Annotated in this window: 19 protein-coding genes, 1 tRNA gene and 1 rRNA gene; 10 read left to right on the top strand and 11 right to left on the bottom strand. The window is 75.6% G+C overall.

Annotated elements, in window-relative coordinates:
* Positions 1–85, bottom strand: a 16S ribosomal RNA gene (locus ACZ4UX_RS21185); the annotation flags it as partial.
* Between the two features lie 821 nt (positions 86–906).
* Here ACZ4UX_RS21185 and ACZ4UX_RS21180 point away from each other — a divergent pair.
* The 3 genes from ACZ4UX_RS21180 to ACZ4UX_RS21170 all read left to right on the top strand — a co-directional run bounded on the left by ACZ4UX_RS21180 (position 907) and on the right by ACZ4UX_RS21170 (position 3126).
* A complete protein-coding gene (locus ACZ4UX_RS21180) occupies positions 907–1890 on the top strand; it encodes a GlxA family transcriptional regulator (RefSeq protein ID WP_465707791.1) in 984 nt (327 codons plus the stop codon).
* 299 nt (positions 1891–2189) lie between these two features.
* Positions 2190–2792 (top strand): isochorismatase family protein, encoded by a 603-nt coding sequence (locus ACZ4UX_RS21175; RefSeq protein WP_396491422.1) that lies wholly within the window; start codon positions 2190–2192, stop codon positions 2790–2792.
* 260 nt (positions 2793–3052) lie between these two features.
* Positions 3053–3126, top strand: a tRNA-Ile gene (locus ACZ4UX_RS21170).
* Between the two features lie 184 nt (positions 3127–3310).
* Here ACZ4UX_RS21170 and ACZ4UX_RS21165 read toward each other — a convergent pair.
* Positions 3311–3952, bottom strand: a complete 642-nt coding sequence (locus ACZ4UX_RS21165) for an HAD family acid phosphatase (protein WP_465707790.1) — start codon at positions 3950–3952, stop codon at positions 3311–3313.
* A 639-nt stretch (positions 3953–4591) separates the two neighbouring features.
* Positions 4592–5215 (bottom strand): TetR/AcrR family transcriptional regulator C-terminal domain-containing protein, encoded by a 624-nt coding sequence (locus ACZ4UX_RS21160; protein ID WP_465707789.1) that lies wholly within the window; start codon positions 5213–5215, stop codon positions 4592–4594.
* Positions 5216–5271: 56 nt separating this feature from the next.
* Between ACZ4UX_RS21160 and ACZ4UX_RS21155 the strand changes: the two genes are divergently transcribed.
* Positions 5272–6786, top strand: a complete 1515-nt coding sequence (locus ACZ4UX_RS21155) for an FAD-dependent monooxygenase (RefSeq protein ID WP_465707788.1) — start codon at positions 5272–5274, stop codon at positions 6784–6786.
* A gap of 344 nt (positions 6787–7130) precedes the next feature.
* Complete coding sequence (locus ACZ4UX_RS21150; RefSeq protein WP_465707787.1) at positions 7131–8051, top strand: SigB/SigF/SigG family RNA polymerase sigma factor; 921 nt, start codon at positions 7131–7133, stop codon at positions 8049–8051.
* An 87-nt stretch (positions 8052–8138) separates the two neighbouring features.
* Here ACZ4UX_RS21150 and ACZ4UX_RS21145 read toward each other — a convergent pair whose 3' ends face one another.
* The gene (locus ACZ4UX_RS21145; protein ID WP_465707786.1) at positions 8139–8711 is read right to left on the bottom strand and encodes a DJ-1/PfpI/YhbO family deglycase/protease; all 573 of its coding nucleotides are present in this window, start codon (positions 8709–8711) and stop codon (positions 8139–8141) included.
* A 578-nt stretch (positions 8712–9289) separates the two neighbouring features.
* Positions 9290–9526: a DUF6296 family protein gene (locus ACZ4UX_RS21140; protein ID WP_329490273.1), complete on the bottom strand. Its 237-nt coding sequence runs from the start codon at positions 9524–9526 to the stop codon at positions 9290–9292.
* Between the two features lie 300 nt (positions 9527–9826).
* Between ACZ4UX_RS21140 and ACZ4UX_RS21135 the strand changes: the two genes are divergently transcribed.
* The gene (locus ACZ4UX_RS21135; protein ID WP_465707785.1) at positions 9827–10714 is read left to right on the top strand and encodes a Rieske (2Fe-2S) protein; all 888 of its coding nucleotides are present in this window, start codon (positions 9827–9829) and stop codon (positions 10712–10714) included.
* A gap of 465 nt (positions 10715–11179) precedes the next feature.
* Here the strand turns inward: ACZ4UX_RS21135 and ACZ4UX_RS21130 are convergent, their stop codons facing one another.
* Positions 11180–11788 (bottom strand): DNA polymerase ligase N-terminal domain-containing protein, encoded by a 609-nt coding sequence (locus ACZ4UX_RS21130; RefSeq protein WP_465707784.1) that lies wholly within the window; start codon positions 11786–11788, stop codon positions 11180–11182.
* A 228-nt stretch (positions 11789–12016) separates the two neighbouring features.
* On the opposite strand from ACZ4UX_RS21130, the gene ACZ4UX_RS21125 reads away from it, so the two are divergent.
* Positions 12017–12955, top strand: coding sequence for an AfsA-related hotdog domain-containing protein (locus tag ACZ4UX_RS21125; RefSeq protein ID WP_465707783.1), 939 nt, complete (start codon positions 12017–12019; stop codon positions 12953–12955).
* A 121-nt stretch (positions 12956–13076) separates the two neighbouring features.
* The gene (locus tag ACZ4UX_RS21120) at positions 13077–15647 is read left to right on the top strand and encodes an AfsR/SARP family transcriptional regulator (RefSeq protein ID WP_465707782.1); all 2571 of its coding nucleotides are present in this window, start codon (positions 13077–13079) and stop codon (positions 15645–15647) included.
* A 186-nt stretch (positions 15648–15833) separates the two neighbouring features.
* Here the strand turns inward: ACZ4UX_RS21120 and ACZ4UX_RS21115 are convergent, their stop codons facing one another.
* From ACZ4UX_RS21115 to ACZ4UX_RS21105, 3 genes are all read right to left on the bottom strand, one after another.
* Positions 15834–16781, bottom strand: coding sequence for a polyprenyl synthetase family protein (locus ACZ4UX_RS21115; protein ID WP_465707781.1), 948 nt, complete (start codon positions 16779–16781; stop codon positions 15834–15836).
* A gap of 147 nt (positions 16782–16928) precedes the next feature.
* Positions 16929–19646: a helix-turn-helix transcriptional regulator gene (locus tag ACZ4UX_RS21110; protein ID WP_465707780.1), complete on the bottom strand. Its 2718-nt coding sequence runs from the start codon at positions 19644–19646 to the stop codon at positions 16929–16931.
* 855 nt (positions 19647–20501) lie between these two features.
* Positions 20502–20771: a hypothetical protein gene (locus ACZ4UX_RS21105; RefSeq protein ID WP_329490266.1), complete on the bottom strand. Its 270-nt coding sequence runs from the start codon at positions 20769–20771 to the stop codon at positions 20502–20504.
* 173 nt (positions 20772–20944) lie between these two features.
* Here ACZ4UX_RS21105 and ACZ4UX_RS21100 point away from each other — a divergent pair, with 173 nt between their 5' ends.
* On the top strand, positions 20945–21991 hold the full coding sequence (locus tag ACZ4UX_RS21100; RefSeq protein ID WP_465707779.1) for a hypothetical protein: 1047 nt from the start codon (positions 20945–20947) through the stop codon (positions 21989–21991).
* Between the two features lie 17 nt (positions 21992–22008).
* On the opposite strand, the gene ACZ4UX_RS21095 is transcribed toward ACZ4UX_RS21100, so the two are convergent.
* Both ACZ4UX_RS21095 and ACZ4UX_RS21090 read right to left on the bottom strand, forming a co-directional pair.
* The gene (locus tag ACZ4UX_RS21095; protein ID WP_465707778.1) at positions 22009–22824 is read right to left on the bottom strand and encodes a 4'-phosphopantetheinyl transferase family protein; all 816 of its coding nucleotides are present in this window, start codon (positions 22822–22824) and stop codon (positions 22009–22011) included.
* A 424-nt stretch (positions 22825–23248) separates the two neighbouring features.
* Entirely contained in the window at positions 23249–24628 is a 1380-nt protein-coding gene (locus ACZ4UX_RS21090; protein ID WP_465707777.1) for a sensor histidine kinase, read from the bottom strand.
* 566 nt (positions 24629–25194) lie between these two features.
* Here ACZ4UX_RS21090 and ACZ4UX_RS21085 point away from each other — a divergent pair.
* Positions 25195–26136, top strand: coding sequence for an ABC transporter ATP-binding protein (locus tag ACZ4UX_RS21085; RefSeq protein ID WP_465707776.1), 942 nt, complete (start codon positions 25195–25197; stop codon positions 26134–26136).
* Positions 26137–26143: the final 7 nt, after the last annotated feature.

Raw genomic sequence — 26143 nt, 5'->3', positions numbered from 1 at the left:
ACCCCGAAGGGCTTCACCGTTCGACTTGCATGTGTTAAGCACGCCGCCAGCGTTCGTCCTGAGCCAGGATCAAACTCTCCGTGAATGTCTGCCCGACTGTGCTCAATGAAGAGCGCGGGCTGCACTCGCGTCGAGCGGCACGGCAACCACCGGAATAGGGCGGCCCCGCGCACTGCGTCCTCGCTAGTGTTTACTTCATAAAGGAATCTCCAACCCCGATCACAAGGATCAAGGCCGGGGATGTCAACATATCTGGCGTTGACTTTTGGCACGCTGTTGAGTTCTCAAGGAACGGACACTTCCTTCGGACCGCCTCCCAGCGGGCCCTCCGGGCGCTTCGTTCTTTCGTGTTTCCAGCTTACCAGATGCTTTCCGCTCCGTTTAACGGCGCTTCGTTCATCCGATTTGCTTTCCTTCAGCCTTTCGGCGCTTCCGACTCTAGCAGATCGCTCTGCTTCGTCTTTCCGCGCTTCCGGCTTTCCAGAGGTTGTCGGATTATCGACCCGGGGGCCCCTCCGACCTGCTGAACTCTAGCCGAACCGCGCTTCACAAAGCGAATCCGACCGCAACCGACTTAAACACGCACAACAATTCGAGCGGAGGCGCACCGAAACGCGACCCAGCCGGGAAGAGAGGTGTGAACAAGAGGATTGGCCGCCCCGGGACCGTCCGCGCTATTGCGTGTCCGGTGCTCCCAGCCGAGCGACTAGGAAACACTACCCGCCCCTGGCGGCTGAGGCAAACCTCCCCGGCCGGCCCGGACCGGGGCTCGGCGGTCCGCCCGCGAGAGCCTGCCAGAGCCCCGGAGAGCCCCCGGCATGACGTCGGCGGTCCGGACGCCCGATGGCCGGATGTGACAGATCGCCGTCATTGCGGTCGTCCGGGTGCTGCCGTGACGATGGATGCATGCCCACTCCACACCGTGTCGTCATCGCGGTCTTCCCCGATGTCGACCTGCTCGACGTCACCGGTCCGGCCGAGGTCTTCGCCCTGGCCAACCGGGAGACCGGCGGCCGGGCGGGCTACGAGATCCGGCTGGCCGGCCCCGACAGCGGGCCGGTCGTCACCTCAGCCGGGGTCCGCCTGGTCGCGGACCTCTCCTTCTCCGAGGTGGGCGCCGCAGTGGACACGCTGCTGGTGCCCGGCGCGGTGGAGCTGCACCCCGACGGTCCGGTGGCCCGGGTCGACGAGGCCGTCGTGGAGTGGGTGAGGGAGACGGCACCGCACGCACGGCGGATCGCCTCGGTGTGCGTGGGAGCGCATCTGCTGGCGGCCGCCGGACTGTTGGACGGGCGGCGGGCGACCACCCACTGGTCGACCGCGGCCCAGCTCGCCGCCGACCACCCGAAGGTCAGGGTCGACGCCGACCCGATCTTCGTCCGCTCGGGCCGGGTGTGGACCGGCGCGGGCATCAGCACCTGCATGGATCTGGCGCTCGCGCTGGTCGCCGAGGACCACGGCGAGGACCTGGCCCTGGCCGTGGCCCGACAGCTGGTGATGTATCTGCGGCGGCAGGGCGGCCAGAGCCAGTTCAGCGTGCCGCTGAGCCGGCCCGCCCCGGCCCGCAGGGACATCGACGAGTTGCGCGTCTTCATCACCGAGCATCTCGACGAGGACCTGTCGGCCCCCGTCCTGGCCGCGCGGATGTGCCTGAGCGAGCGCCATTTCGCCCGGGTCTTCCGCCAGGAGACCGGCACCAGCCCGGCCGCCTACGTGGAGGCGGCCCGGGTCGAGGCAGCCCGCCGCCTGCTGGAGACCACTGACCAACCACTGGAGCAGGTCGCGGCGGGCATCGGGATGGGCTCGGTGGAAACGCTGCACCGTGCCTTCCGCAAGCAGATCAGCACCACCCCGGTCTCCTACCGTCGCCGATTCCGCACCACGTCCTGATCGCACGACATCCTGGTCGCACCGGCGTCCGGGTCGCACCGGCCTCGTCGCCCCTGCGTCCGGATCACCGGACGCCCTGACCGCTCCCTCACCCGGCCGCCGCGGCACGCGAGTCGTCGCGACCGAGGCTCCGCCATGCCTGATTCCCGGCACCGGTACGGATACGGGCCGCCCGAATCCGCCCTTGTCCACCCCTTCTCACGTCCAACCCGTTCCGGTCCGGCGTCGCACCTTCCGGTCCGGCTTCCGGTCCGGCTTCCGACCGAACCAGTCATCCGCCCGAAAGGACACCTCCAGCCATGTCTGCCTCCACCACCCTGCGTGACGTCATCGGCCTCGACAACACGCCGCCGCGCCTCGGCGAGAGCACCCTGATCATGATCGACTTCCAGAACACCTACCGCGGTGGCGTGATGGCGCTCGACGGCGTCGAGCCCGCCCTGGCCGCCGGGGCCCGTCTGCTCGCCGCCGCCCGCGCGGCCGGCACGCCGGTCGTCCACATCGTCAACGACGGCGGCGAGGGCACTCCTTATGACATCCGCGCCGAGATCGGTGCGATCAGCCCCGAGGTGGCACCGATCGACGGCGAGCCGGTCGTCGTGAAGCAGTTCCCCAACGCCTTCCACCAGACGGAGTTGGAGAAGACCCTGCGCGACCTGGGCTCCGGACTCGACCTGGTGCTGGCCGGGTTCATGACCCACATGTGCGTCACCTTCACCGCCCAGGGGGCGTTCAACCTCGGCTACCGGCCCACCGTCGTCGCCGAGGCGACCGCCACCCGCTCGCTGGCCGCGCCCGAGGGCGGCCTCGTGCCCGCCGCCGGACTGCAGGCGGCGAGCCTGACCACGATCACCGACCTCTTCGGCATCGTGGTCCCCACCGTCGACCAGCTCGCCGGCTGACACGTCGGCGCTGCCGCCCCGAGACCCGCCGGGCCGACGGTCGGCAGCGCCCCTGTTCCGCTCGGGGGTCGGGACAGGGGCCGGGGCCGCCCCGGGTCCACACAGCTGCGCGGTGTCGGCCCGGCCACCACCGTGCTGCCGCGACGGCCGGCAGCGGAGTCGGCCGGGCGCCGGGCGCATCCGGGGGCCGGCCGGGGCCGGGGTCAGCCCGGTCGGGGCTCGGTCCGAGCTCTGCTAATGTTGGCGGGCAACATCAGCGCGGGCCTATAGCTCAGACGGTTAGAGCGCTTCCCTGATAAGGAAGAGGCCACAGGTTCAAGTCCTGTTAGGCCCACCGCTGGAACCCCCGGACGTCTGTCGTCCGGGGGTTCTTCTTTGCCCGTCGCGCTGCCTCTCCCCGGGCGCGGCCTCCCGCCCCGGGCACCGCGTCCGCGTCCCGCGCGGGGCTCGGCGTGCCCACCGGCCCCGGGCGGTGTCGGTCCGCCGGACGGCGTGGGTCGACCGCCCGGCGGGGTGGGTCAGGAGAGCAGGCCGTTGTAGTCCGGCAGCTTGAAGGTGCGCTCGGCATGGCCGCCGTCCAGGTCGGTCCAGTTGTTGCCGACGCTGGCGATGATCGTGTAGCCCTCGTTCTCGACCTCGACCCGCTCGTCCGTCTTGTACTGCTGGACCGGCTTGAACAGGTCGCACAGGTCGCGCCCGTGCAGCTCGTCCACGGTGTAGCCGGCCGCGGCCAGGCTGTGCCGGGTGATCGGGTCGATGAAGTCCACCCGCGCGGTGACGAAGATGATCGCGACCCCCCGGCTGTGGGCGTACTGCGCCAGCTCCACGACCGGCGCGATGCCCGACATCGCGAACGGGTGGAAGTGCGTGGCGAGCGTGGTGTTGTCGATGTCGAACACGATCGCGGGCTTCTCGCCGGTGGGCGTGGCCGTGCGCTGCTCGACGTACGCGCGGGCGGGCGCGATCGCGGCGCCGACGTCGGCCAGCCACTGCGCCTCGGTCACCGCACCGCTGCTCGCGGCGGCGGCGAGGGCCGGGGCCTTGACCGGAGCAACCGGGGCCGCCGGGGCCTTCGGGGCCGCGACCGCCGGGGTGGCGAGACCGGCGGTGATCGCGGCCGTGAGGGCCGCTGCGGCAACGAGCCGTGCCTTGATGCTCATATCGGGGAGGAGGCCTTTCGTCTGCGGGGGTCGTCGGTCGGCGCGGCGGTGGGGGTCGGTCGGTGGCGCGAGTCGCGACGACGTTGTGGCCTGGGGGAGCGGGCCTCCCTCGGACGAGGTCCTCGCTCGACGGGGCCGCCGCGGGTGCCGGTCGACGGAGGGTCGAGGGCATGCCGAACGGCCGGCTGTCGGCAGGAGTCGCCACCGGGGGGCCGAGCGCCTTCCGTCCGGCGGGAGCCGGGCGGGAGGGGGCCGAAGTCGCCGCCGACCGGGTCCGTGCAGCCGGGTCGCCCCGCGCGGCCGGGCCCGGCGTCCCATGAGGGGGCGTCAGGCGCGGTCCACCGGAAGGTCCCTGGACCCGGGGCAGTCGTTCCGCCCGGGCGAGAACGTACACCAGCCGACGGGGCGAGCCAATACCCGCGGGTAACAAAGAATCGGCGGGCGGGAGAACATCAATCGGCGGGGCCGGACCCCGACGGCACGCCGCACGATCCGGCCCCGCACGACGCGCCACCACCGGACGCTGCGGGGCCGTCACCGCCGGATGCCGGGGCGCCGTCACCGCCGGACCCTACGGGGCCGTCACCACCGGGCGCCCGGGCGCCGTCGCCGGCCTCGGCCGACCCGTCGGCGCGACCGTCACCGCCGGCCCGGAGCGCCGCCGAGGATCGCGGTGAGGCCGTACTCGAAGCGCTCGTCGAAGGAGTCGGCGGCGAGGTGGCCGAGGACGCGCCGGAGGGCGGGGTGGGCCGTCTCCGAGAGCGCGTCGGCCAGCCGGTCGCCCAGCGGGCGGCGCGCGGCGGCCTGCTCCTCCTGGGTGAGGCCGAGGGTGAAGTAGATGACCGACCAGGTCGTCCAGGCCGCCCCGCGTTCGTCCCGTCCGCCGTCCAGGAGCGCGCCGACCAGGGCGTCGGCGAGGCCCAGGGTGTGCGGCTCGGCGGCATAGGTGCCGACGACGAGCGCGGCGCCGTCGCGGTGGGCCAGCAGGGCGCGGCGGTAGCGGCGGACCAGCTCCCGGGCGCGGGCGTCCGGCGCGGCGGGCAGGTCGCCTAGGGAGATCTCCCCGATCACGGCGTCCGCCATCAGCTCCAGCATCCGGGCCTTGGTCTTCACGTGCCACAGCACGGTGTTCATCCGCACGCCGAGCCGTTCGGCGACCGCGCGGGTGGACAGGGCGTCCAGGCCGGTCTCGTCCAGCAGCTCCAGGGCGGCCCGGATGACGGTGCCGGGGTCGAGGCGTCCGGCCGCTTGCGCATTGGTCATTGACCTAGTTTACTGCGACCCGTTGATTTGGTCAGTGACCAAGAGAGGTGGACCCCATGACCGAGCAGCACGTCGTCATCGCCGGAGGCGGCCCCGTCGGGCTCTGGCTCGCCGCCGAACTGCGGCTGGGCGGGACAGCCGTCACCGTCGTCGAGGAGCGCACCGCGATCGACGAGCGCTCCAAGGCGCTCACCGTCCACCCCCGCACCATCGAGGTGCTGGCCTCCCGAGGAGTGCACACGGCCTTCCTCGCCGAAGGGCTGCGGATCCCGACCGGGCACTTCGCGATGCTCGACACCCGGCTCGACTTCCGGGGCCTGGACACTCCGTTCCCGTTCACCCTCGCCCTGCCCCAGGCCCGCACCGAAGAGCTGCTCCAGGAGCACGCACTGCGCCTGGGCGCACGGATCGTCCGTGGGCACCGCGTCACCGGATTCACCGCTCACGACCGGTCGGTGACCGTCCACGTGGAGGGGCCGCGGGGCCCGTACCAGGCGGAGGCCGCCTACCTGGTCGGCTGCGACGGGACCCGCAGCACCGTCCGGCAGGCCGCCGGGATCGACTTCCCCGGCACGCCCTCCACCGTGCTCGGCCTGCTCGGCGACGTCACGCTCGACCGCCCGCCGCGACCGGGCTTCGGCATCCACACCCTCCAGGGCGCGGTGATGGTCGCGCCGCTGCCCGGCGGGCGGTTCCGCGTGCTCGGCATCGACCCGGACAGCCTCACCACCGAGTGGCCCGGCGACCTCACGATGGACGAGTTCCGGGCGAGGACCGTCGCCGTGACCGGGGACGACTTCGGCATGCGGGACCCCTCGTGGCTCTCCCGGTTCGGCAACGCCGGCCGGCTGGCCGCCGAGTACCGGCGCGGGCGCGTCCTGCTCGCGGGCGACGCCGCCCACCAGCACTACCCGGCGGGCGGCGTCGGCATGAACGTCGGCATCCAGGACGCGCACAACCTCGGCTGGAAGCTGAACGCGACGCTGAACGGCTGGGCCCCGGAGGGCCTGCTCGACACCTACCACGCCGAACGTCACCCGGTCGGCGTACAGCTGCTGGAACACAGCCGCGCCCAGACCGCCCTGATGACCACCTTCACACCCGAGGGCCTCGACCTGCGCGCCCTGCTGAGCGGGCTGATCGCCACCCAGCCCGCCTTCGGCCGCGCGCTGGCCGAACGGCTCACCGGGCTCGCCGTCGCCTACCCCGCCCAGGACCCGGCGGCCCACCCGCTCACCGGCACCCGCGCACCCGACCTCGCCCTCGCCGGTTCGGAGGCGGGCCTGTTCGCCCTGCTGGACCCGACCGCGTACCTGCTGCTCGACCTGACGCCCGACGGCGCCCTCGGCGCCCGCGCCCGGCCCGGGCTCGCCGTCCGCTCCGCCGTCCTCGACGGGCCCCCGGCCGCATGGGCCGGCGTACGCGCGGCGCTGGTCCGCCCCGACGGGCACGTCGCCTGGGCGGGCACCGACCGGGACGACGCCGAGCTCTCCGCCGCGCTGGACGGGGCGCTCGCGACCGTACTTCTCCGGGCCGCCTCCGATCGGCGGCGGCGGGTCTCGGCCCCATAGACGGCGGGTCTCGGGCCGGTAGGCGGCCGGGGGCGGGCCCGCGGGCGGCCGATCTCGGGCCCGAAGGCGACCGAGGGCGGACGGTCTCGCCGTGCGGGCCACCTGGCCCCCGAAAGGGGTGAATCGGATAGAACGATATAAATCGCGCAAAACGTGAATCAGGTGTCGTATGTCGGGTAGAACACCCGTGCGGCGTTCGCCCGGCCTACGCCGCTCCGCACCCTGCCGGGTGCCACCGGGACCTCCGGCCGAATCCGGCCATCGGTTCCGGAGGGAAAGAGACCCGGGGTCGGCGCACGTCACGCGCCGCCGCCGGGCGTTCACCCGATGCCCTGGAGATACACGTGTCCACCACCCTGGAGAACGTTCCCCGAGCCCCCGTACCCGCCGGCCTGCCGGCCGACCTGCCACCCCGGCCGACCGAGGCCGAGTTGCGCTCGATGGGCAAGACCGAGGCCCGCGAACTGAGCGACGCGCTCTTCGACCGCCTGATCGCGCTGCCCCGGGAGTCGCACGCCTACAGCTACGTGCGCGGCACCGTCATCGAGCTGAACATGCCGCTGGTGCGCTTCATCGCCGCCCGCTTCCGGCACCGCGCCGAGGACATGGACGACATCCTGCAGGTCGGCACCATCGGCCTGATCAAGGCCGTCGACGGCTACGATCCCGGCCGCGGCGTCGAGTTCGTCACCTACGCGATCCCCACCATCGCGGGCGAGATCAAGCGCTTCTTCCGCGACACCTCCTGGCCCGTGCGCGTACCGCGCAGCATGCAGGAGCTCTACCTCACCGTCGCCCGCGGCTCCGACCGCCTCGAACAGCGGCTCGGCCGCCTCCCCCAGCCCGAGGAGATCGCCGAGGACCTCCACCTCACCGTGGACCAGGCCACCGAGGGGCTCGTCGCCGGCCGCGTGTACCGGCCGGACTCCCTCGACGCCCCGCGCGACCAGGACACCGACGAGACCGGCAGCGCCATCCTCGACCGCATCGGCATCTGCGACCCCGGCATCGAACTCGCCGACTTCCGCACCGCCGTCCGGCCGCTGCTGGCCCAGCTGCCCGCCCGTGAACAGACCGTCCTGAAGCTCCGGTTCTGGGACGGCTGCACCCAGTCCCAGATCGCCGAACGCATCGGCGTCTCCCAGATGCACGTCTCCCGGCTGCTCACCACCACCCTGGCCCGGCTGCGCGAGCAGCTCGACGACCAGGACGCCCCCGGCTGGGACGACCTCCCGCACGAGCCCCACCGGACTGACCCGGACTGACCCGGGCCGGCACCGCCAGGCGTCGAGGCGGCCCGCCCCTCGTGTGGGGCCGGCCGCCTCGACGCGCCCGGGCGGGACGGACCTCGGTCAGGACGGACCGGCGGCCCCGGTCGTCACCCGCAGGGCGACGTCGATGCCCCGCAGGAAGTGGTCGAGGTCACCGGGATTGCGGGAGGTCACCAGTCGCCAGCCGTTGGCATCGTCCGTGACCAGCGGTTCGTCGAGCCAGGTCGCGCCGGCGTTGGCGAGGTCGGTGCGCAGCGACGGGTACGAGGTGAGCCGCTTGCCGAACGCCACCCCGGCCTCGGCGAGCAGCCAGGGCCCGTGGCAGATGGCGGCGACCGGGCGGCCGGAGGTGGTGAAGGCGAGCACCGCGTCGACCGCCTTCCGATGGAGTCGGAGGGTGTCCGCGTTGATGGTCCCGCCGGGGATGAGCAGCAGGTCGTAGTCGGCGGGGTCGACCTCGTCGAGGGTGTGGGTCGGGCGCACCCGCTCCCCCGGTTCCTCGTCCCCGACGAGCGTGCGGATGTCGTCCGCGGTGGGGGCGGCGATGTCGACCCGCACGCCGTCGTCGCGCAGGTGCTGGGCGGGGACGAGGAGCTCGTCCTGTTCGACCCCGTAGTTCGTCACGATCGCGAGGACCTTGGTGTCGCTGGTCATCGTTCCTCCTGAAGGTCGGGATTGGGTGGGCGGAGACGTTCCTCGGGGCTCGGCCGTTCGGTGGGCGGGCGCAGCCCGTGGGCGGGGGCGCGACCGCCGGCACCCCTCCGCGCCCCGGGAGCCGGCGGGTACCCGGCTTCGCGCCCGGCATGCCGGATTGGTGGCGTCCGGTTCGGGTAGCCGCGCGGCATCGGCGGGCGGGTGGCGCCCGCCCCGGACCACCGGGAGGCAGTGGTGAGCATCAGACGACGGTCCTGGGCCCTGGCGGTGCAGAACCGGTCCGGCCGGGAGCAGGACGCGCGGGAGCGGGACGGGCGGGAGCGGGACGGTGCGGGTGGCGCAGGTGGTGCGGGTGGCCTGCGACGGCGCCCCACGGACGGCGCGGGCCCACCGGGCGCCGCCCCGTCGTCCGCCGAGGCACCGGCGGCGGGGCGCGGTGAGGACCGGCCGCAGCCTCCGGCCGCCGACAGCACCGCCCCCTGAGGGCGGCCCCGGCACCGGTCGGAGGCCCGCGTCGACCGACGGTGCCCGGTTCCCGGCGCCGCCGGTCGAGGCACCGTTGGTCGCCGCACCGTCGATCACGGCAGCGCGTACGCCTGGAGGCAGGGGTGCCGGCCGCTGCCGGCCGGCGCCGTGAGGACGGTGGCCACGCCGCCGGTGATCTCCACCCGCAGGCTCCCGTCCGCGCTCTCCCAGACCGGTTCGCCGTCGGGGCCCGTCGCGTCGGTCGCATGGACGACGACGGTGGTGGGCGGGGCGTGGCCGCCGACCGGGCCGGGCAGTGTCACCGCGTAACGGCGTTCGAGGCTTCGCATGGCGGGCTCCTGCTCCCCACCCCCGGCTGACCGGCCCGTACCGTACCCGCGGCACCCGGTCGGGGCGGGCACGATCACCCGGCACCACGGCCGACGCCGACGGGCCGGCGATCCGGTCGGGACCGCCGTCCGGACCTCCGGGCCTTCCGGAACTCCTCCGGTACCCGGGCGGGTCCCCCGTAGCGGCCCGCCCAAACGCCGTCTACGGCGGTACACCCGGCGGTGTGGACCCGACCGCGTGTCGTTCCACCGGCGGCCGGATTCGGGTTTGGCGGAGCGGTGCCCGGCAAGCCGCCCGGTATGGATGCCTCAGCTCTGCACCTGCACCCGTGGTCCCGCCGGCTGCGCCGGGCGCTGGACGCCCCGGCGCACTGGGAGTTCCTCGACGCCCCGGCCTCCTCGCTCGCCGACGCCGTGGAGTCCGTCCCGCTCGGGCCGTCCCGCGACGCCCTGCACGGGGTGTGGCTCGGCCACCCGCTCCACCCCGTGCTGGTCCAGCTCCCGATCGGCTGCTGGATGTCCGCGGGTCTGCTGGACTTCACCCCGGGCGGCCGCCGGGCGGCCGGCACCCTGGTGGCGGCCGGGCTGCTGGCCGCCGGGCCGGCCGCGCTCGCCGGCTGGGTGGACTGGGCGCGACTCGACCCGCCGCGCCGGCGCACCGGCCTGGTGCACGCGCTGTCCAACACCACCGGTGTGCTGCTGTACGCCGGATCGCTGCTGGCCCGCTGCCGGGGGCACCACGCCCGTGGCCGGCTGCTCGGCCTGGCCGGGCTGACCGCCGTCTCGGTCGGTGGGGCGCTCGGCGGGCACCTCTCCTACCGGCTGGCCGCCGGGCCCGACCGGTCCGCCGCGGTGCCCCGGCTGGCGCCGCCCGACTGGGTCGGCCTCGGACCGGTCGACGACTTCCCCGACGGCGAGCCCGTCCGCCGGACGGCGGGCGAACTGACGGTGGTCGTGGTCCACGAGGGCGAGCGCTACCACGTGCTCGCCGAGCGCTGCGCCCACCTGTCCGGGCCGCTGTCCGCCGGGACGGTGGTGGACGGCTGCCTGCGCTGCCCCTGGCACGGCAGCGAGTTCCGACTGCGCGACGGCGAGGTGGTGCGCGGCCCGGCCACCGCGCCCCAGCCGGTCCTGGAGACCAGGGTGCTCTCGGGCCACCTGGAGGTACGGCTGCCGGGAGCCGGCTGACGTCCGGGCCCGCCGAACCCCGTTCGGCCCCGTGTCCCCGGGCGCAGCCCGGGTAGGCGGTGCCGAGGAAGACGATGCCGAACGATCGAATCGAGCCCAGGAGCAGCCCTATGGGGACACCCCCGAACGACCCCGTACCGCCCAGTCCCACCCCGGCCCCGGGCCCCGGCCCCGGCCCGCAGCCCGGCCCCCTGCCCGGTCCGGTCCCCGGCCCGGGCGGTCCGGATCCGGTACCGCCCGCACCGCCCCGGCCGGGTCCGGACCCGCAGCCGACACCCGCCCCGGGACCGGATCCGCACCCCCGCCCCGGCCCCCTCCCGGGCCCGGGCCCCGCACCGGAACCCGTCTTCTGACAGGTCTCGCCGATCCCGGGCCCGCCCGCGGGCCCGGGATCGGCGAGCGCTCCCCGGCGGCGGCCGCCGCCGGGAGCCCCTGCGTCGAGGCGCTCCTGGAGGCCGGTCGCGGTCAGGCCCGGCCCTCTTGGTCGGCGACCTGCCGCAGCGTCCGTCCGCTGCGCACCGAGCGGGCCCGCCGGGGGTCGGGGGCGGGCCGGCCACCACCGTGGCCGTGCCGCACCAGCAGCCAGGCCGCGCGCTCACCGGTGCCGTCCTCGCGGAACCGGGTGAGTGCCCAGTCCCCGCGCAGCTTGCGGCCGGCCAGCCGGAACGACGCGTGACCGGCGTCGAGCGCCTCCGCGAACGGGAGCTCGTGGCCGCGCCGGTCCGTACTGCGGTTCTCGTATCCGCCCTCGTCCCAGATGATCACCGTGCCGCCGCCGTACTCGGCCTCGGCGATGACCCCCTCGAAGTCGCGGTACTCCACCGGGTGGTCCTCGGTCGGCATCGCCAGCCGCTTGTCGTGCGGGTCACCGGACGGCCCCTTGGGGACCGCCCAGGACTTGAGCACGCCGTCGACCTCCAGGCGGAAGTCGAAGTGCAGGGTGCGGGCATCGTGGATCTGCACCACGAACCCGGGCCGCGCGCCCGGTGCGGCGCGGCCGCCGCCCTCGGGTTCGGCGGTCCTGGCGAAGTCGCGCTTGCGGTGGTAGTCCGACAGCGCGCCCGAGCCGCCCATCCCGTCCTCCCTCCACCTCGTACGGCGCCTACCCACGCCCCCGCGCCCGACCCGCGCACCCGCCCGGTTCCCGGTCCCCCGGCACGGCCCCGCCCCGGGCCGGGTGGGAGTAGCGGTCGCGCAACTTGCTGCCACGGGGGCGGGATGTCCACGTACCGCCCGGTGGGGCCATGCTGGGGGAAGGGCTGTCGAGGGGGCGGCCGTCGGACGACCCGGGGAGGCGCGGCCATGGCCGTCGGGAGCACCGTGCGGGACCGCGGGGCGCCCGGGCCGGGGGCCGCCCGGCACCTGGTCCACTGTCCGCCGTCCTGGGACCACTGCCTGCTGGAGGCGCCGAGCCGCGGCGAGGAGCGGTTCCGGCTGATCGGGGAGGTCCCGGGGGCCGACGACGGGCCAGGCCACTTCCACGATCCGCTGCTGGTCGTCGAGGCGGTCCGGGAGACCGCCGAGTTCGTCGGACGGCAGTACTTCGGCGGGCCCCCGGACCGGACCGGGTGGTTCCGCCGGTTCGGACTCGACGTGACCGAGGTGGCCGCCTGGCGGGCCGGGCGCGGTCCGACCCGGCTGGCCGCCGAGCTGCGGGCCACGCCGACCGCGACGGTCGACGGGGTACCGCGCGGCCTCGACCTCCGCCTGGAGCTGTCGCTCGACGACGTACCGTGCGCGACGGGCACCGCGAGCCTGGCGTTCGACCCGCCCGGGCCGCCCCGCGAGCGGGCCGGGCGGTGGGCGGTGCGCGCCGCCCCCGGGGCGGCGGACGCCCCGGCCGACCCCGGTTCGGTCGGCCTCGCCTCGGCGGCGGACGTGGTGCTGAGCGAGCCCGCCTGGGACTCCCGCGGCCGGCTCGCCACCTGGGTCCTCCCCCGTCGGGACCGCCCGGCCGACGGCCGGCTCTCCGCGCCGCTGCTGCTGGAGGCGGCGCGGCAGGCCTCGGTGCTGGTCGCCGGGCGCGCCGGCGGGCTGGTCCCCGGGCGGACCCTGCCGGCCTCCTACGACGTGCGCGTCCGCGGCCTCGGCGAGGCGGACCCGCCGGTGCACTGCGCGGCCGTCGCCGGGCCGGTCGGGCGGGACACGGCGGGGCGGCCGGCCGTCCCGGTCACCCTGACGCTGACCCAGCACCGGCGGACCGTCGCCGAGGCACGCACCACCGTGGTGCAGGACTTCTGACCCCCCGCCGGCCGGCGGGCCACCATCACCGCCGTCACCGTCGTCACCGCCGGGGACCCGGCGCACGAGAGCACAGCGAGTACGAGGGGTGGGCCCGGTGAGGTTCCGGATCCTGGGACCGATGGAGATCGAGGGCGGCACGGGCCCGCACACACCGCGGGCGGCCAAGCTGCGGGTCGTCCTCGGCACCCTGCTGGTCCACGGCGACCGGGTGGTCTCGGTCGACAGCCTGGTCGCCGAGCTGTGGCGGGACGAGCCGCCCCGCACGGCCACCGCCACCGTGCACGTCTACGTCTCGCAGCTGCGCAAGCTGCTGCACGCCGCCGACCCCGACCGGGGCCGGGAGCTGCTGCGCACCCAGTCCCCGGGCTACCGGCTCTGCGTCCCGCCGGACCGGCTCGACCTGTCCGAGTTCGAGCGGCTGCACCGGCGCGGCCGGGAGGCACTCGCCGCCGGCCGCCACCGCGCCGCCGCCGACCTCCAGCGCCGGGCCCTCGCGCTCCGGCGCGGCCCGCTGCTCTCCGACACCCCGCACGGGCCGCTGCTCGAAGGGGCCGCCGCCCGGCTCGCCGAGGCCGGCGTCGCCGCCCTGGACCAGCGGATCCGGGCCGACCTCGAACTCGGCCGGCACCACGAACTGATCGCCGAACTACGGTCGCTGGCCGCCGAACACCCGTTGCGGGAGGAACTGCACGGCCACCTGATCCTGGCCCTGTACCGGGCCGGGCGGCAGGCCGAGGCGCTGGAGGCCTTCGCCGAGCTGCGCCGGACGCTGGTCGCGGAGCTGGCGATCGAACCCGCGCCGCCGCTGCAACGGCTGCACCGGCGGATCCTGGCGGGCGATCCCGGGCTGCTGCGCACGGCGGCGGGCGGCGGCCGGGCCGTCGCCGTGGCCGTCCGGGCCGGGCAAGAGAGGGCGATGCCGCCCGCCGACCCGGTCTTCGCGGGCCGCGGCACGGCCCTCGCCCAGGTCGAGGAGCTGCTGCGGGACGCCCCGGCCGGATCGTTCGTCGCGGTCGCCGGGCAGCCGGGGGTCGGCAAGACCGCGTTCGCCCTGGAGGCCGCCCGCCGCAGTGACCCGTCCTTCCCCGACGGCCGGCTCTTCCTGGACCTCCACCCCGAACGAGGGCGGCCGTTGCGCGCCACCGAGGCGATGTCCACCCTGCTGCGACGGCGCGGGGTACGGCCGGCGAAGGGCGCCGGGGCGGGCGAGCTCCGCGCCGCCTGGCAGGCCCAGCTGGCCGGTCGTCAACTCCTGCTGGTCCTCGACAACGCCGACTCCGAGGCGCAACTGCGCCCGCTGCTGCCGACCACCGGCGGGAGCAGCGCGATCGTCACCGCCCGCCGGCTGCCCGCCGGGCTCGGCGGCATCCGGCCGGTGCTGCTGGACACCCTCGACGCCGAGGAGGCCCGGCTGCTGTTCGCGGCGGCCGCCGGCCCGGAGCGGGAGGCGGCCGAGCCCGCCGCCGTCCGCGAACTGCTGGAGCTGTGCGGACGGCTGCCGCTTGCCGTCCGGGTCGCCGCCGCCCAGCTGACGGCGCGCCCGCACTGGAAGGTCGCCTGCCTGGTGGACCGGCTGCGGGACGAACGGTACCGGCTCGGCGAGCTGCGGATCGGCGAACTCGACGTCCGGGAGCCGCTGTTGCGGGCCTACCGGGACGCCCGGCCGGAGTTGCGGCAGGCCTTCCGGCTGCTCGGGCTGCTACCGGCCGGCCGGTTCGACCGCGCGACGGCCGCTGCGGTGCTGGGCCGCTCCCCGGCCGAGACCGCTCGCCTGCTGGACGGGCTGCTCGACGACCGGCTGCTGGCCGCCGACCGGACCGGCCACCACCTCCCCGAGCTGCTGCGGGTCCTGGCCGTCGAACGGCTCACCGAGGAGGAGGACCCCCAGGACACCGGGGACGCGATCGAGCGGCTCTGTGCGGAGCACGCCCGCGCGGCCGAGCGGGTCACCGCCGTGCTGACGCACGCCCGGCCCACCGGGGAGGAGCCGCACGAGCCCGCCGGCTGGTTCACCCGTGAGCGGGAGGCGCTCGTCCGCGCCGTCCGGCAGGCCCACCGGGCGGGGCGGCCGGCCGCCGTCGTCCGGCTGGTGGCTGCGCTGGACGGCCACCTGGAGACGCACGCCGCCTGGGACGCCTGGGCCGAGACGCACGCGCTCGCCCTGGACGCGGCCCGGCGCTGCGGCGACCGCGGGGCCGAGGCCCGGACGCTCCGCTCGCTCGGCGATCTCGCCTGGCAGCAACGGCGCCCGGAGGAGGCCGGGGAGTACTACGGGCTGGCCCGCCGGGTCGCCGAGGAGTCCGGTCACCGGGCCGAGCTGAGCCGGGCCCTGGTCGGCCTGGCCGAACTGCGGATGGACGCCGGGGACGGCGCCGACGCCGACGCCCTGCTCGCCTCGGCCCACGCCACCGCGCTCGCCGACGACTCCGGACCGGCCGACCCGCGGGCCCGGTTCGACGTGCTGCGCGCCCTCGGACTCCACGCGCTCGCGGCCGGTGACCACGTCCGGGCACACGCCCGCTTCACCGACTGCCTCGACCTCGCCCGCACCCTCCACGACCGCCGGCTGGAGTCCTTCGCCCACCGCGCCCTGCGCACCGCCCGGCCCGGCCCGGGCCACCACCTGGAGGTCCGCCCCGGCGTCTGGCGCCTGCCCGCCCCCGGCCGCCGGGCCGAGCCGGCGGGGTAGCCGAAGGGGTAGCCGAACGACGGGCGGCCCCGGCGGGGCGGGCCGGCCGGTCCGAGGGCGGGCGAGGACGGCCAGGCGGTCGAGCGAGAACGACCCTGGGAACGAGGGGCATCGGAGCGCCGACCGCCGGGACCGGGCCGAGTGCCCCGGCGGCGGGCGGGCGAGATCACACGCCGGCCGGGCCGGTCAGGGTGCGGCCAGGCGGGTGGCCAGGGTGGCGAGTTCGGTGCGCCAGGCGAGGGTCAGCGGGGCTGCGGCGACGACCCGCCGGATGCGGTCGAGGAGGTGGCCGATGGTGCGCTCGGCGCGGTCCGGGTCCTCGCCGCCCAGCAGCATCTCCCGCAGCAGGTCGCCGTACCAGTCGCGGTCCCCGCTGCCGCTGACGAAGCCGCGCACCCGCCAGGCGGCGTGCAGCAGGCGGGCGTAGTCCTGGTACACCACCGCCAGGTCGCCGCGGCCCGCCAGCGCGGCGCCCATCAGCAGCGGGTGCTGGAGCGCGTACCAGCCGGTGCCGCAGCCTCGGGCGCAGCCCGCGAGGCAGCCGGCCGGCCACGGGTCGGCGAGGTAGCGGCTGGACAGCTCGGAATCGACGTAACTGCCGCCCAGCCGGCCGATCCGCAGGTCGTGCCAGACCTGCCGGGCGGCGTCCGGCAGGCCCGCGGCGAGCCGGTCGGCGAGGGCCGTCGCGAGGTCCCCGATCAGGGAGGCCATGCCGACGCCGAACCCCTGGGCGTCACCGCACCAGCCGTTGCGCTCGTGCTCGGCCGCGTGCCGGACGTGCAGGGTCGGCGCGCCCTGCCGGAGCGGGGCGTTCTCCCGGGCGTCGCGGCGGATCAGGTAGCAGGTGTCGAGGAGTTCGAGGGCCGCCGCCGCGTCGACGGCGGGGCCGCCCGCCGGATCGCCGCCCGCCGCGAGGTAGCCGGTGAGCAGCACGGTCGGCCGGATCCGGTCGCCACCGGCGGCGACCAGGTCGGCCAGCGCCTCCACCATGCCCGCGGCCGGCGGGTCGACGGCCCGGCAGCGAGCGTGCTCGGCATGGAGCTGACCCCGCAGCCGCTCCTCGACCCGGGCCAGCATGCCGGTGCGCAGCACCTCGGGCAGGGCCGCGTCCGGCGGACCGGTGTGCGTCGTCATGGTGTCTCCGTGGGTAGGCGCGGCGTCGCACCGGGCCGGTCCGGCGGTCGGCCGGTCCGGCCGACGCCGCGGGCCCGGGGGGCTCCCGCCGCCGGTCCTGGCTGTTCACCGCGGTGCCGGACTCCCGTCACCCGGTCCGCCGGGCCGTCACACCCGGCCGCCCGAGCCGAGCAGGTGGAGTTCCGCGGGCAGTTCCCGTCGGCAGGTGATGTTGAGCTTGCGGTAGACCCGGGTGAGGTGCTGCTCGACCGTGCTGACGGTGATGTAGAGCTTCATCGCGATCTCGCGGTTGGTGTGGCCGTGCACCGCGAGCATCGCCACCCGCTTCTCCGAGTCGCTGAGCCTGGCGTGGAGTTCGGCGAAGTCGACGCCCCCGCACCGGGTGTCCTCGGACGGCCCGCCGGGTCCGCCGGGGCCGGGGGCGATCTGCTCGCACAGGGCCTGGGCGCCGCACTCCTTGGCGAGTTGCCAGGCCCGGCGGCCGACCATGCCGGCCCGGTTGGCGTCGCCGAGTTCCTTCAGCACCCGGGCGAAGTCGGCGAGCGTGCGGGCGAGTTCGTAGCGGTCCTCGGCCTCGTGCAGCTCGTCCACCGCGCGGGCGAGCAGCGCGTGCCGCTCGCGGGGCTCGCACAGGCCCGCCCGTACGCGCAGGGTGAGGCCGCAGATCCACGGGTGGGCGGCGTCCCGGTGGGCGAGCTGCTCGGCGATGAGCCGGGCGGCCTGCGGGACTTCGCCGAGCCGGATCAGTGCCTCGGCCGCGCCGCTGCGCCAGGGCATCAGCAGCGGCCGGTCCAGGCCCCAGCGCTTCAGGCTGCGGCCGATGTCGAGGAAGTCGCCGAGTGCGGCGTGGAAGCGGTGGGTGGCGAGGTGGTACTCGCCGCGGGCCCGCAGGTGGGCGAGGCCGTGGATGCTGCCGGTCAGGCCTTCGGGCAGCGGGCGGCCGAGTTCGCGGGCGGCGGTGTCGTGGCGGCCGGCGGCGGTGGCTGCCCGGATCAGGGTGGCCGCCACGCCCCCGGCGTAGACGCTGCCGCCGCGTTCGGGCAGCAAGGCCAGGGCGGCCTCGGCCCGCTGCTGGGCGCCCGCCAGGTCGCCCTGCCGGAGCAGGGCCTCGGCGTGCAGGGCGGTGAAGGTGGTCTGCCAGCCGGGTGCGCCGCGCCGGACGGCCTCCTCCAGGAACACCTGGCACCAGGGCAGGGCGCGGGCCGGGCCGTCGGTGGCGAGCAGCGCCCGGACGGCCTGCACGATCGGGGCGGCGGTGCCGTCGCCGAGCGTGGCGCCGCGCAGGAAGGTCTCGGCCGCGGCCCCGGCCGCCCCGTCCGCGGTGTACTCGGGGACCGCCCACAGGGTGGCGGGCCCCTGGGTGCGGGCGGGCAGCGGTTCGCCGGGCCGGGCGCCCGCGGCCGACGGGGCCGGGCCGGCCCACCGGGGGAACGCCGAGAGGCCGTCCAGCGGGTCGGCGCCGCGGCCGAGCCGGGCCGGCTGTCCGGCGCGCTCGGCCTCGCGGGCGGCGGCCAGCCGTTCCAGGGCCTGGCCGGCCTCGTCGATCCGGCCCTGTTCGGTGAGCAGCCGGGCGAGCGGTCCGAGCCGGGCCGGGCCGAGCCGGCCGGCCCTGAGGGTCTCCAGCGGTCCGGCGAGGCTGCGCTCGGCGGCACTGGGGTTGGTCCGCCAGGTGATGGCGGCGAGCATGGTGCGGAACTGGGCGCGCTGTTCGTCGTCGGCCCGGCCGCGGTGGGCGAGTTCGAGGCAGGCGGCGGCCCGGTCGGTCGCGCCGTCGGCGAGCAGTTGCTCGGCGGCGGTGGAGAGCACCGCCACCGCCCACGGCAGCTCGGTGGGGCCGACGGCGAGGAGCTGGGCGGCCACGGCGGTGGTCGGGGCGCCGTCCTGGTAGGCGAGTTCGGCGGCGCGGCGGTGCAGGGCGGCCCGGTCGTCCGGGTCCATCCGGTCGAGCACCGCCTGCCGGGCGACGGGGTGGCGGAAGCGGTAGCCGTCCAGGATGCCGGCGGCGCCGAGCGTGGCGCTGCCCCGGACGACGGCGCCGTCGGTGCCGCCGAGCAGGCGGACGGCCAGTTCGCGCGAGCCGAGCTCGCCGAGGACCGCGACCACCTCGGCGAGGCGGCGCGCGACCGGTCCGCAGCGGGTCAGGCAGGCGAGGACGGCCTGGGTGAAGGCGCCGCCGAGTTCGGGGGCGCGGCCGCCGGCCCGGTGCTCCTCGATCAGGGCGCGCAGCAGCAGCGGGTTGCCGCCGGCGGCGTCGGCGGGCGGCGGGGTTCTGCCGTCGGCCGGGGAGGCGGCGAGTTCCGTGCGGACCAGCCGGTCGACGGCCTCGGGGCGCAGCCGCTCGGCCCGGATCCGGACGAAGCTGCGCTGGCGCAGCAACTCGGTGCCGTAGACGGGGTCGTCGCCGCGCTCGTGGACCGACTCGGTGCAGACCAGCAGGACGCGGGCGGCGCGGGTGCGGCGGACCAGGTGGAGCAGGTACTGGCAGGACAGGTCGTCGATGTGGTGCAGGTCGTCGATGCAGATCACGGCCGGCGTGGTCTCGGCCAGCCGGTGCACGGCGGCGCACAGGGACTGCATCACGTCGATCCGGGACGGGTCCGGCGCCCCCGCCGGGTCCGGCAGGGATCCGGCGGGGGCGGCGGCGAGCAACTGGCCCAGCACACCGAGCGGGAGGTCGTGCTCGACGGCGGTGCCGATGGCGCGCAGCACCAACGCGCCGGAGGCGGCCGCGCGTTCGGCGACCGTCTCGACGAGTTCGCTCTTCCCGCAGCCGACCGCGCCCTCGATCAGGACGATCCTGGGGGTTCCCTGCAGGCTGTCCGCGAGGGCGGAGTCCAGTACGGCCAGTTCTCGTTCACGGTCCATCAGCACTTTCGGCCCCCGGCTTCGTCCGCGTCACGGTCGGCGCGCCCGCCTCACGGCGATCGCCGGAGAGTCGTGGGCGCGGTTGAGACTTGCCACCCGGAAAGTGATCCGCCGGCGGTTCGAGTCTAGGCAGTCGGGACCGCCCGGACGGGCCGCCGAGGGCCGTCCGAAAGCTGCACGGCAACAACTTCCCCCCGCCTCGACGGCGGCTGTCCGGGGCGGGGTGACGAGGGGTCGGGCCGGGTACGGCGGGGGTCCGACCGGCCTGCGCGCGGACCGGCCTGCGCGCGGACCGGTTTGCCGCGACCGGACGCGGTGGTTCCGGCGGGTGTCGGGGAAGGGGTGGCACCCGGGCGCCGGCGCACCGGCGGGCGGGAGGCTGCCGGGCGCCGTGTCCGGGGCGAATGGCCGTCAGGTCCTGGCCGGGCGGCGGCGAGTCGGCCCACGTCGGCGGTCACGACCGGTCGGGCCGCGGCAGCGCGGAGTTCGACGGCGGGCCGCCGGACCTCCCGGTGCGTGACGTGCGGGCCGGGAGCGGAGAACGGGGCGGAGGCCGCGGGCCGGGGAGGGCACCGGCGGCGGCGCGAGCGCCGGGGCGAGGGAGTACGACACCTCGGGGCGCTCGGAGCGGGTCGTGATCGGCGGGCGGGGGCGCGCTCCGGCCGGTCGGCGGCGGGCCCACCGACGACGGTGGAGCGCGCGGCCCGGAACGGCGGGCGGGGAACGACTCACCGCGCCCGCCCCGGTGGTCCGTCAGCCGGCGGGCGGGGCGGCGCCGGGCGGCCGCCGGCCGGGCCGGGGGCATCCGGGCACTGCCCCGCGCCCCCGGCCGGTCCGACGGATGTTCGCGGGGGATCAGCCCCAGCGGTCGTCGTCCTCGGTCGCGGTGACCTTGAAGCCCAGGCGCGCGTCGGCGGCCTTGATGAGCAGTTCCTTCTTCAGGCCCCAGTCGTCGCTCGCGACGGGGGACGGTATGAGGTGGGTGATCCCCCACCGGTCGTCTCCGGGGCCGGTGACACCGACGCCGGAGGCCGAGCTGTGGCCGAGCCCGAGCAGGGTTGCGACACCCACCGCGAGCAGGGCGCTCTTCGCCGCCACCCGAATCCTGATGGTCGAGACCTTCATCTTGTCCCCCAAGCAGTCGGAACAGGTCGGAAACTCCGGCAGGGCGACGGCCGCACAGCCTTTCACCGCTTGCCTGGGCTCTACTCTGCCGCGCGGACAACGCCCGGTCCGAGCGGATCACCATGGCGTAAAGTTGCATGGCAGGAACTTCGCATTCCGACGGGGGCTTCAGAGTGTTCGGACACCCACAGCTTCAGACCGGCTTCGCCGAACTAGACGATCTGAGTGCGAGCGCCTATGGACACGCCGTCGAGTCGGGCCGCTTCGACCGGAATGCCATCGCCGCCGTGCTGAAACTGGACGAGGCCGAGGTCAGCCGCATCGAGCAGGTGCTGCGGCTGATGCACCTGCTGCAGCCGAGACCGGGCGACCCGAACGTCCTGGTGCCGGTCAGCCCGGACGTGGCCGCGGCCGACCTGGTCGGGCCGGCGGAGCATCAGATCCGCGACCTGCGGCAGGCGGTCACCGACGTCCGCAGCAAGTTGCTGTCGCTCAGCCCCCTGTACTTCGAGGGCCGCCGGCTGCGCAACCGGTTCGAGGCGTTCGACGTGGTCACCGACGTCGACGCGATCCAGAACATGCTCGACCACCTGGGGCAGACCTGTCGCAAGGAGGTGCTCACCGTCCAGCCGGGCGGCGCCCGCCCCTCCACGCTGCTGCCGGCCGCGCGCAAGTCCGCCGAGGGCATGCTGGAGCGCGGGGTGCGGATGCACACCATCTACCAGCACACCGCCCGCAGCGACCTCCCGACCAAGGCGTACGTCCGTGACGTCACCGCGATGGGTGCCGAGATCCGCACCGCGGACCAAGTGATCGACCGGATGCTGATCTACGACCGCGAGACGGTGTTCCTGCCGGTGCGCACCGCGGACGAGGAGGAGTCGACGGGCGCGGCGATCGTCCGTGAGCCGACCCTGGTGGCCTTCCTCTGCGCGGTGTTCGAGCACCTGTGGGACAGCGCGACCCCGTTCGTCTACGACACCCCGACCACGGACGACCTCAAGCAGTCGATCATCCGGCTGATGGCCCGGGGCTACAAGGACGAGATGGTGGCACGCCGGCTGGGCATGTCGGTGCGCACCTGTCGTCGTCACATATCGGAGATCACCGAGGAGCTGGAGGCCACCAGCCGCTTCCAGGCCGGGTACAACGTGGCGATGGCGGGTCTGCTCGGGAAGGGTCCGGCGGGCGCCGAACCGCCGCCGGAGCCGCCCGCCTGACCGGTCACGGGCTCGCATCACGCGCGGTCGTGGTCGAGCCCGGTTGTCATATTCATGTCTTCGAGGGGGCCGGGCCCGGCGTCGTAGACCGCGACGCCGACCCGGTACCCGCTGTCCAGTTCGAAGGTGTGGAACCCCCACTCCTCGCCGGTCCCGGTGCTGCCGTCGGGTCGCCGCACCGGGACGGGCCGGCCGTCCGGACCGAAGCCGAACTCCGTGAAGTCGAACCGCATGCCCTGCCCGGTCGCCTTCCGGTACGCCTCCTTGAGGGTCCACAGCCGCACCAGGGCCGGGTTGCGCTCCTCCTCGGCCTGCGCCGCCAGCGTGATCAGCTCGTACGCGGTGCACACCTGGCGGCTCAGGCCGCCCTGGTGCATCGGGCGCTCGGCGGGCTCGGCGTCCACCCCGATCAGGCCCCGGGTGGTGATGCCCAGCAGCAGCAGGCCGTCGGCCTGGCTGAGGCTGATGTCCACCCGGTCGCAGCCGCGCAGGTACGGCCGGCCGGTGGGGCCGTACGCCAGCTCCGGGGCGTCCGGGCCACCGCCCGGGAGGGCGGCGGCGGCGTGTTCGAGCAGCGCTCTGGAGGCGGCGTGGCGGTGGCGCACCTCGGGGTGGGCGAGGTCCAGGTAGCGCGACCGGTCCCGGTCGAGCGGCCCGCGCGGTTCCCCGCCGCCCGGCGGGACGGGCACCAGGTCGGCGAGGTCGGCGTGGACCACGGCGGTGCCGTACGCGGCCAGGTCGGCGCGCACCCCGGCCCAGGACCCGTCGAGGGCGGCCACCCGCCTGGGCCGGCCGACCGGCGGTCCGATCGTGGAGTTTCCCGGGTCGGTCATGCTCGTCGCTCCAGAACTGGGTGGGTCGCTGCGGGGCCGCGCGCCTGCGGGAGGGCGCGGTGAGGGGCGGGGACGCGGTGACGGGTCGCGGCGCGGTGACGGGTGATCGTGCGGTGACGGGTCGCGGCGCGGTGGGCGGGGTCCGTCGACGCCCCGGAGCGCGGCGCACGACAGGCCGGGCGGGCACGGCCGGGCGTCCCGGCGGCCGGGCCGCCCGGCTCCGCCGGCGCGGCGGCCCGGGCCCGCGCGCGCCCGGTGAAGCTGACGGAACGTGACATGACACCCCTCGGGTCGTCTCCGGTCCTGCGGGTCCCGCACACCGGGCCCGTCGTACGCCCCGATGGTCGCGCGGACCGCTAAAGCCCCGCTTAGGTGCGGGATTTCTCGCGATCGGTGCCCGGGGCGGCCGCGCACCCGTGGGCGGTCAGCGGCAGGGGCGGCCCGCCCCGCCCGAGGTGGCGGCCCCGGGCGCGGACAGCGCGCACGGCAGCTCCATGGTCAGCCGGGTCGGGCCGCCGGGCGGGCTGCTCAGCGTGAGCGTGCCGTCGAACGCGGCGAGCCGGCACTGGATGCCCCGCAGCCCGCTGCCCAGCCCGGGGTCCGCGCCGCCGTGACCGTCGTCGGCCACCTCGGCCCGCAACCGCCCGGCGGCGTGCGAGAACTCCACGCTGGCGCGCCGGGCACCGCCGTGCTTCACGGCGTTGGCGAGCGCCTCGCTGACGGCGAAGTAGACGGCCGACTCGACCGGCGCCTCGGCCCGGCCGGGTACGTCGGCCCGCACCTCGACCTTCAGCGGGACGTCCAGGGCGAGGGCGCGCACCGCGGCGACGAGTCCCCGCTCGGCGAGGACCGGCGGGTGGATGCCCCGGACCAGGTCGCGCAGCTCCTGGAGGGCCCGGACGACGTTCGCCTGGGTCTCCGACACCAGCTCCTTCGCCGCCTGCGGATCGCGGTCGATCAGCGCCCCGACCGCGCCGAGGCGCAGGCCGACCGCGACCAGCCGGGCCTGGGCGCCGTCGTGCAGGTCGCGTTCGATCCGGCGCAGTTCGGGAGCCCGGGCCTCGCCGAGGTCCGGGCGGCCCCCGACCGGCGGCCCGCCCCGGCCGGTCGGCGCGGCCCGCTCGGTGGGGCCGAGCAGGGAGGTCGGCGCGGCCCGCTCGGTGGGCCCGAGCAGGGCGCGGGTCCAGCGGCCGTGCAGGCGCAGCACCCGCTCCGCCAGACCGAGGCCGGCCGCCGCCAGGGCGAAGCCGAGGAGCGCGGTGTCGGCGCCGTCCAGCGGGAGGAGGGCGGTGTGCAGGGCCGGCTGCGCGAGGCCGGCCAGGCCGCAGCCGACCAGGAGCAGCGGGACGGCGGCGGTCGCGCCGCCGATCAGCGGGTTCAGCAGCACCCAGAGGTAGTCCCGCCAGGTCGCCGGGTCGGTCCAGAGCCAGCGGACGGTGCGGGTGTCCCCGGTGGGCCGGCCGCTCCGCTGGTGCTCCCCCGCGGTCGTCCCGCGGAGGGGCGGCGAGCGCTCCGGCTCCGGGCGCGGCAGGTAGGGCGACGGTACGGGCACCCCGGACCACGCCCCGGCCAGCCGCCGGGCGAGGCCGGCCGCCGCCCTGGTGAGTCCGGTGACCGCGGGGAACAGCGGGAAGACCCCGAGGCAGAACCAGAGCACGAAGCCGATCAGGGTCGTGACGAGCAGTCCGAGCGCGGGCGGGACGAGGACGGCCAGCACCGCCAGCCGGCCGAGGGCCGTCGCGTGCCCCCGCGCCCGGGCGACGGCGGGCAGGCCCGTCGGCCGCTCGGCCGCTGGGGACGGCATGCTGCTCACGGCTCCTCCGGCGGTCGGTTCGGTAGCGTCCGCTCGACGCCGTCCACTGCGGTGGTCGCTCCGGGACCTTCGGCTCCGACAGTAGGGCGCACGGGTGGTGGGCAGGAGCCACTCGGCCACCCCTTAGGGGTAGCGGCGGCCCCGACCCCTGTTCGCGGGCCCCGGAACAGGGGTGCCCGTCGCGAAGTCAGGGGTTCGCCACCGCACGGCCGGCGCCCGGTGTCCGGTCCCCCGCCTTCCCGTGGTTCGTGCACCGAGGTCGTTCCGCTCGCCGGTCCGTTCGACCGACCCGCCGGGAGCACACTCGCCCCTCCCCCGGATTCGGCGATTTCCGATCGTTTTCCCTCCTCCTGTCCATTCCACCGGTCGTCCTGTGCACGGAATCGATTCGGCGGGATATCCCTGAGGCGTCTTGAAATCGAACAGTCAGGAAAGCCGGTGGGGGTAGGCCCACTGCGTACGGGGCATAGCGGGGTGGCCGGGCGGCCGGGCGAACCGTAGGTTTTCCAGTCCGGGCCGACACCGGCACGCGCAGCCAGCATTCGAAAGGACAACCGATGTCCGTGGTGATCGAGGTGCGGAACCTGCACAAGACGTACGGTGACCGGGTCGCGGTCGATGACGTCTCCTTCTCCGTCGAGGAAGGTGAGATCTTCGGGATTCTCGGGCCGGCGGGTGCGGGCAAGACCACGATCCTGGAATGCCTCGAAGGGCTCCGGGACCGGGACCGCGGCCGGATCGAGGTGCTCGGCCGCGATCCCCGGCCGGAACGGACCGGGGTGACGCGGCAGATCGACGCCCGCCTCCAGGACGACCGGTCACCCGACCACCCGCGGATCGCGGAGGCGCTGTCGCTCTTCAGCTCGTTCTACCGCGACCCCGGTGACTGGCAGCGGCTCATGGACGCGCTCGGCTTCACCACCGGGAACGGGACCGAGACCACCGGGAACGGGACCGAGGTGGCCGGTCCGGCGTCCGGTCGGCCGGACCAGCGACCGGACCAGGTGCTGGCGAGCGCGCTGGAGCAGGTCGGGAACCCGAAGGTGGCGGTCTTCGACGAGCTGACCACCGGGCTGGACCCGCGGTCGCGGCAGGACACCTGGGAGCTGATCGAGGCCGTTCGCGCCAGTGGCGTCACCATCCTGCTGGTCACCGGTTCCTGGGAGGAGGCCGAGCGGCTGTGCGACCGGGTCGCGCTGATCGACCGGGGCCGGCTCACCGTCACCGACACGCCGGCCAGGCTGCTGGAGCGCGTCCGGAGCGGGCAGCGGATCCAGTTCCGCCCGTCCGCCCCGTTCGACCACCGCCTGCTGGCGCGGCTGCCCGAGGTCAGCGGCGTCAACCGCCAGGGCGACCACGTCGTGGTGACCGGCACGGACGAGGCACTGGGGAAGGTCACCTCGCTGCTGGCGCGGCACCAGGTCCTGGCCGAGAACCTCCGCGTCGACCAGGACGCCCTGGAGGCGTTCCTCGGTCTGATCAGCAGGCGCTCCGCCTGAGCCCGCA

It is taken from the genome of Kitasatospora sp. NPDC028961 (assembly GCF_055564815.1).
This window is presented reverse-complemented; position numbering and strand designations above follow the sequence as displayed.

Bases quoted from the DNA above. Each gene is read 5' to 3' on its own strand.
- ACZ4UX_RS21140 (WP_329490273.1), bottom strand. From the start codon at position 9,526: ATGCGAAGCCTCGAACGCCGTTACGCGGTGACACTGCCCGGCCCGGTC.
- ACZ4UX_RS21115 (WP_465707781.1), bottom strand. From the start codon at position 16,781: ATGACGACGCACACCGGTCCGCCGGACGCGGCCCTGCCCGAGGTGCTG.
- ACZ4UX_RS21180 (WP_465707791.1), top strand. From the start codon at position 907: ATGCCCACTCCACACCGTGTCGTCATCGCGGTCTTCCCCGATGTCGAC.
- ACZ4UX_RS21130 (WP_465707784.1), bottom strand. From the start codon at position 11,788: ATGGGCGGCTCGGGCGCGCTGTCGGACTACCACCGCAAGCGCGACTTC.
- ACZ4UX_RS21155 (WP_465707788.1), top strand. From the start codon at position 5,272: ATGACCGAGCAGCACGTCGTCATCGCCGGAGGCGGCCCCGTCGGGCTC.
- ACZ4UX_RS21125 (WP_465707783.1), top strand. From the start codon at position 12,017: ATGGCCGTCGGGAGCACCGTGCGGGACCGCGGGGCGCCCGGGCCGGGG.
- ACZ4UX_RS21135 (WP_465707785.1), top strand. From the start codon at position 9,827: ATGGATGCCTCAGCTCTGCACCTGCACCCGTGGTCCCGCCGGCTGCGC.
- ACZ4UX_RS21110 (WP_465707780.1), bottom strand. From the start codon at position 19,646: ATGGACCGTGAACGAGAACTGGCCGTACTGGACTCCGCCCTCGCGGAC.
- ACZ4UX_RS21120 (WP_465707782.1), top strand. From the start codon at position 13,077: ATGGAGATCGAGGGCGGCACGGGCCCGCACACACCGCGGGCGGCCAAG.
- ACZ4UX_RS21165 (WP_465707790.1), bottom strand. From the start codon at position 3,952: ATGAGCATCAAGGCACGGCTCGTTGCCGCAGCGGCCCTCACGGCCGCG.
- ACZ4UX_RS21090 (WP_465707777.1), bottom strand. From the start codon at position 24,628: ATGCCGTCCCCAGCGGCCGAGCGGCCGACGGGCCTGCCCGCCGTCGCC.
- ACZ4UX_RS21160 (WP_465707789.1), bottom strand. From the start codon at position 5,215: ATGACCAATGCGCAAGCGGCCGGACGCCTCGACCCCGGCACCGTCATC.
- ACZ4UX_RS21145 (WP_465707786.1), bottom strand. From the start codon at position 8,711: ATGACCAGCGACACCAAGGTCCTCGCGATCGTGACGAACTACGGGGTC.
- ACZ4UX_RS21085 (WP_465707776.1), top strand. From the start codon at position 25,195: ATGTCCGTGGTGATCGAGGTGCGGAACCTGCACAAGACGTACGGTGAC.
- ACZ4UX_RS21095 (WP_465707778.1), bottom strand. From the start codon at position 22,824: ATGACCGACCCGGGAAACTCCACGATCGGACCGCCGGTCGGCCGGCCC.
- ACZ4UX_RS21105 (WP_329490266.1), bottom strand. From the start codon at position 20,771: ATGAAGGTCTCGACCATCAGGATTCGGGTGGCGGCGAAGAGCGCCCTG.
- ACZ4UX_RS21175 (WP_396491422.1), top strand. From the start codon at position 2,190: ATGTCTGCCTCCACCACCCTGCGTGACGTCATCGGCCTCGACAACACG.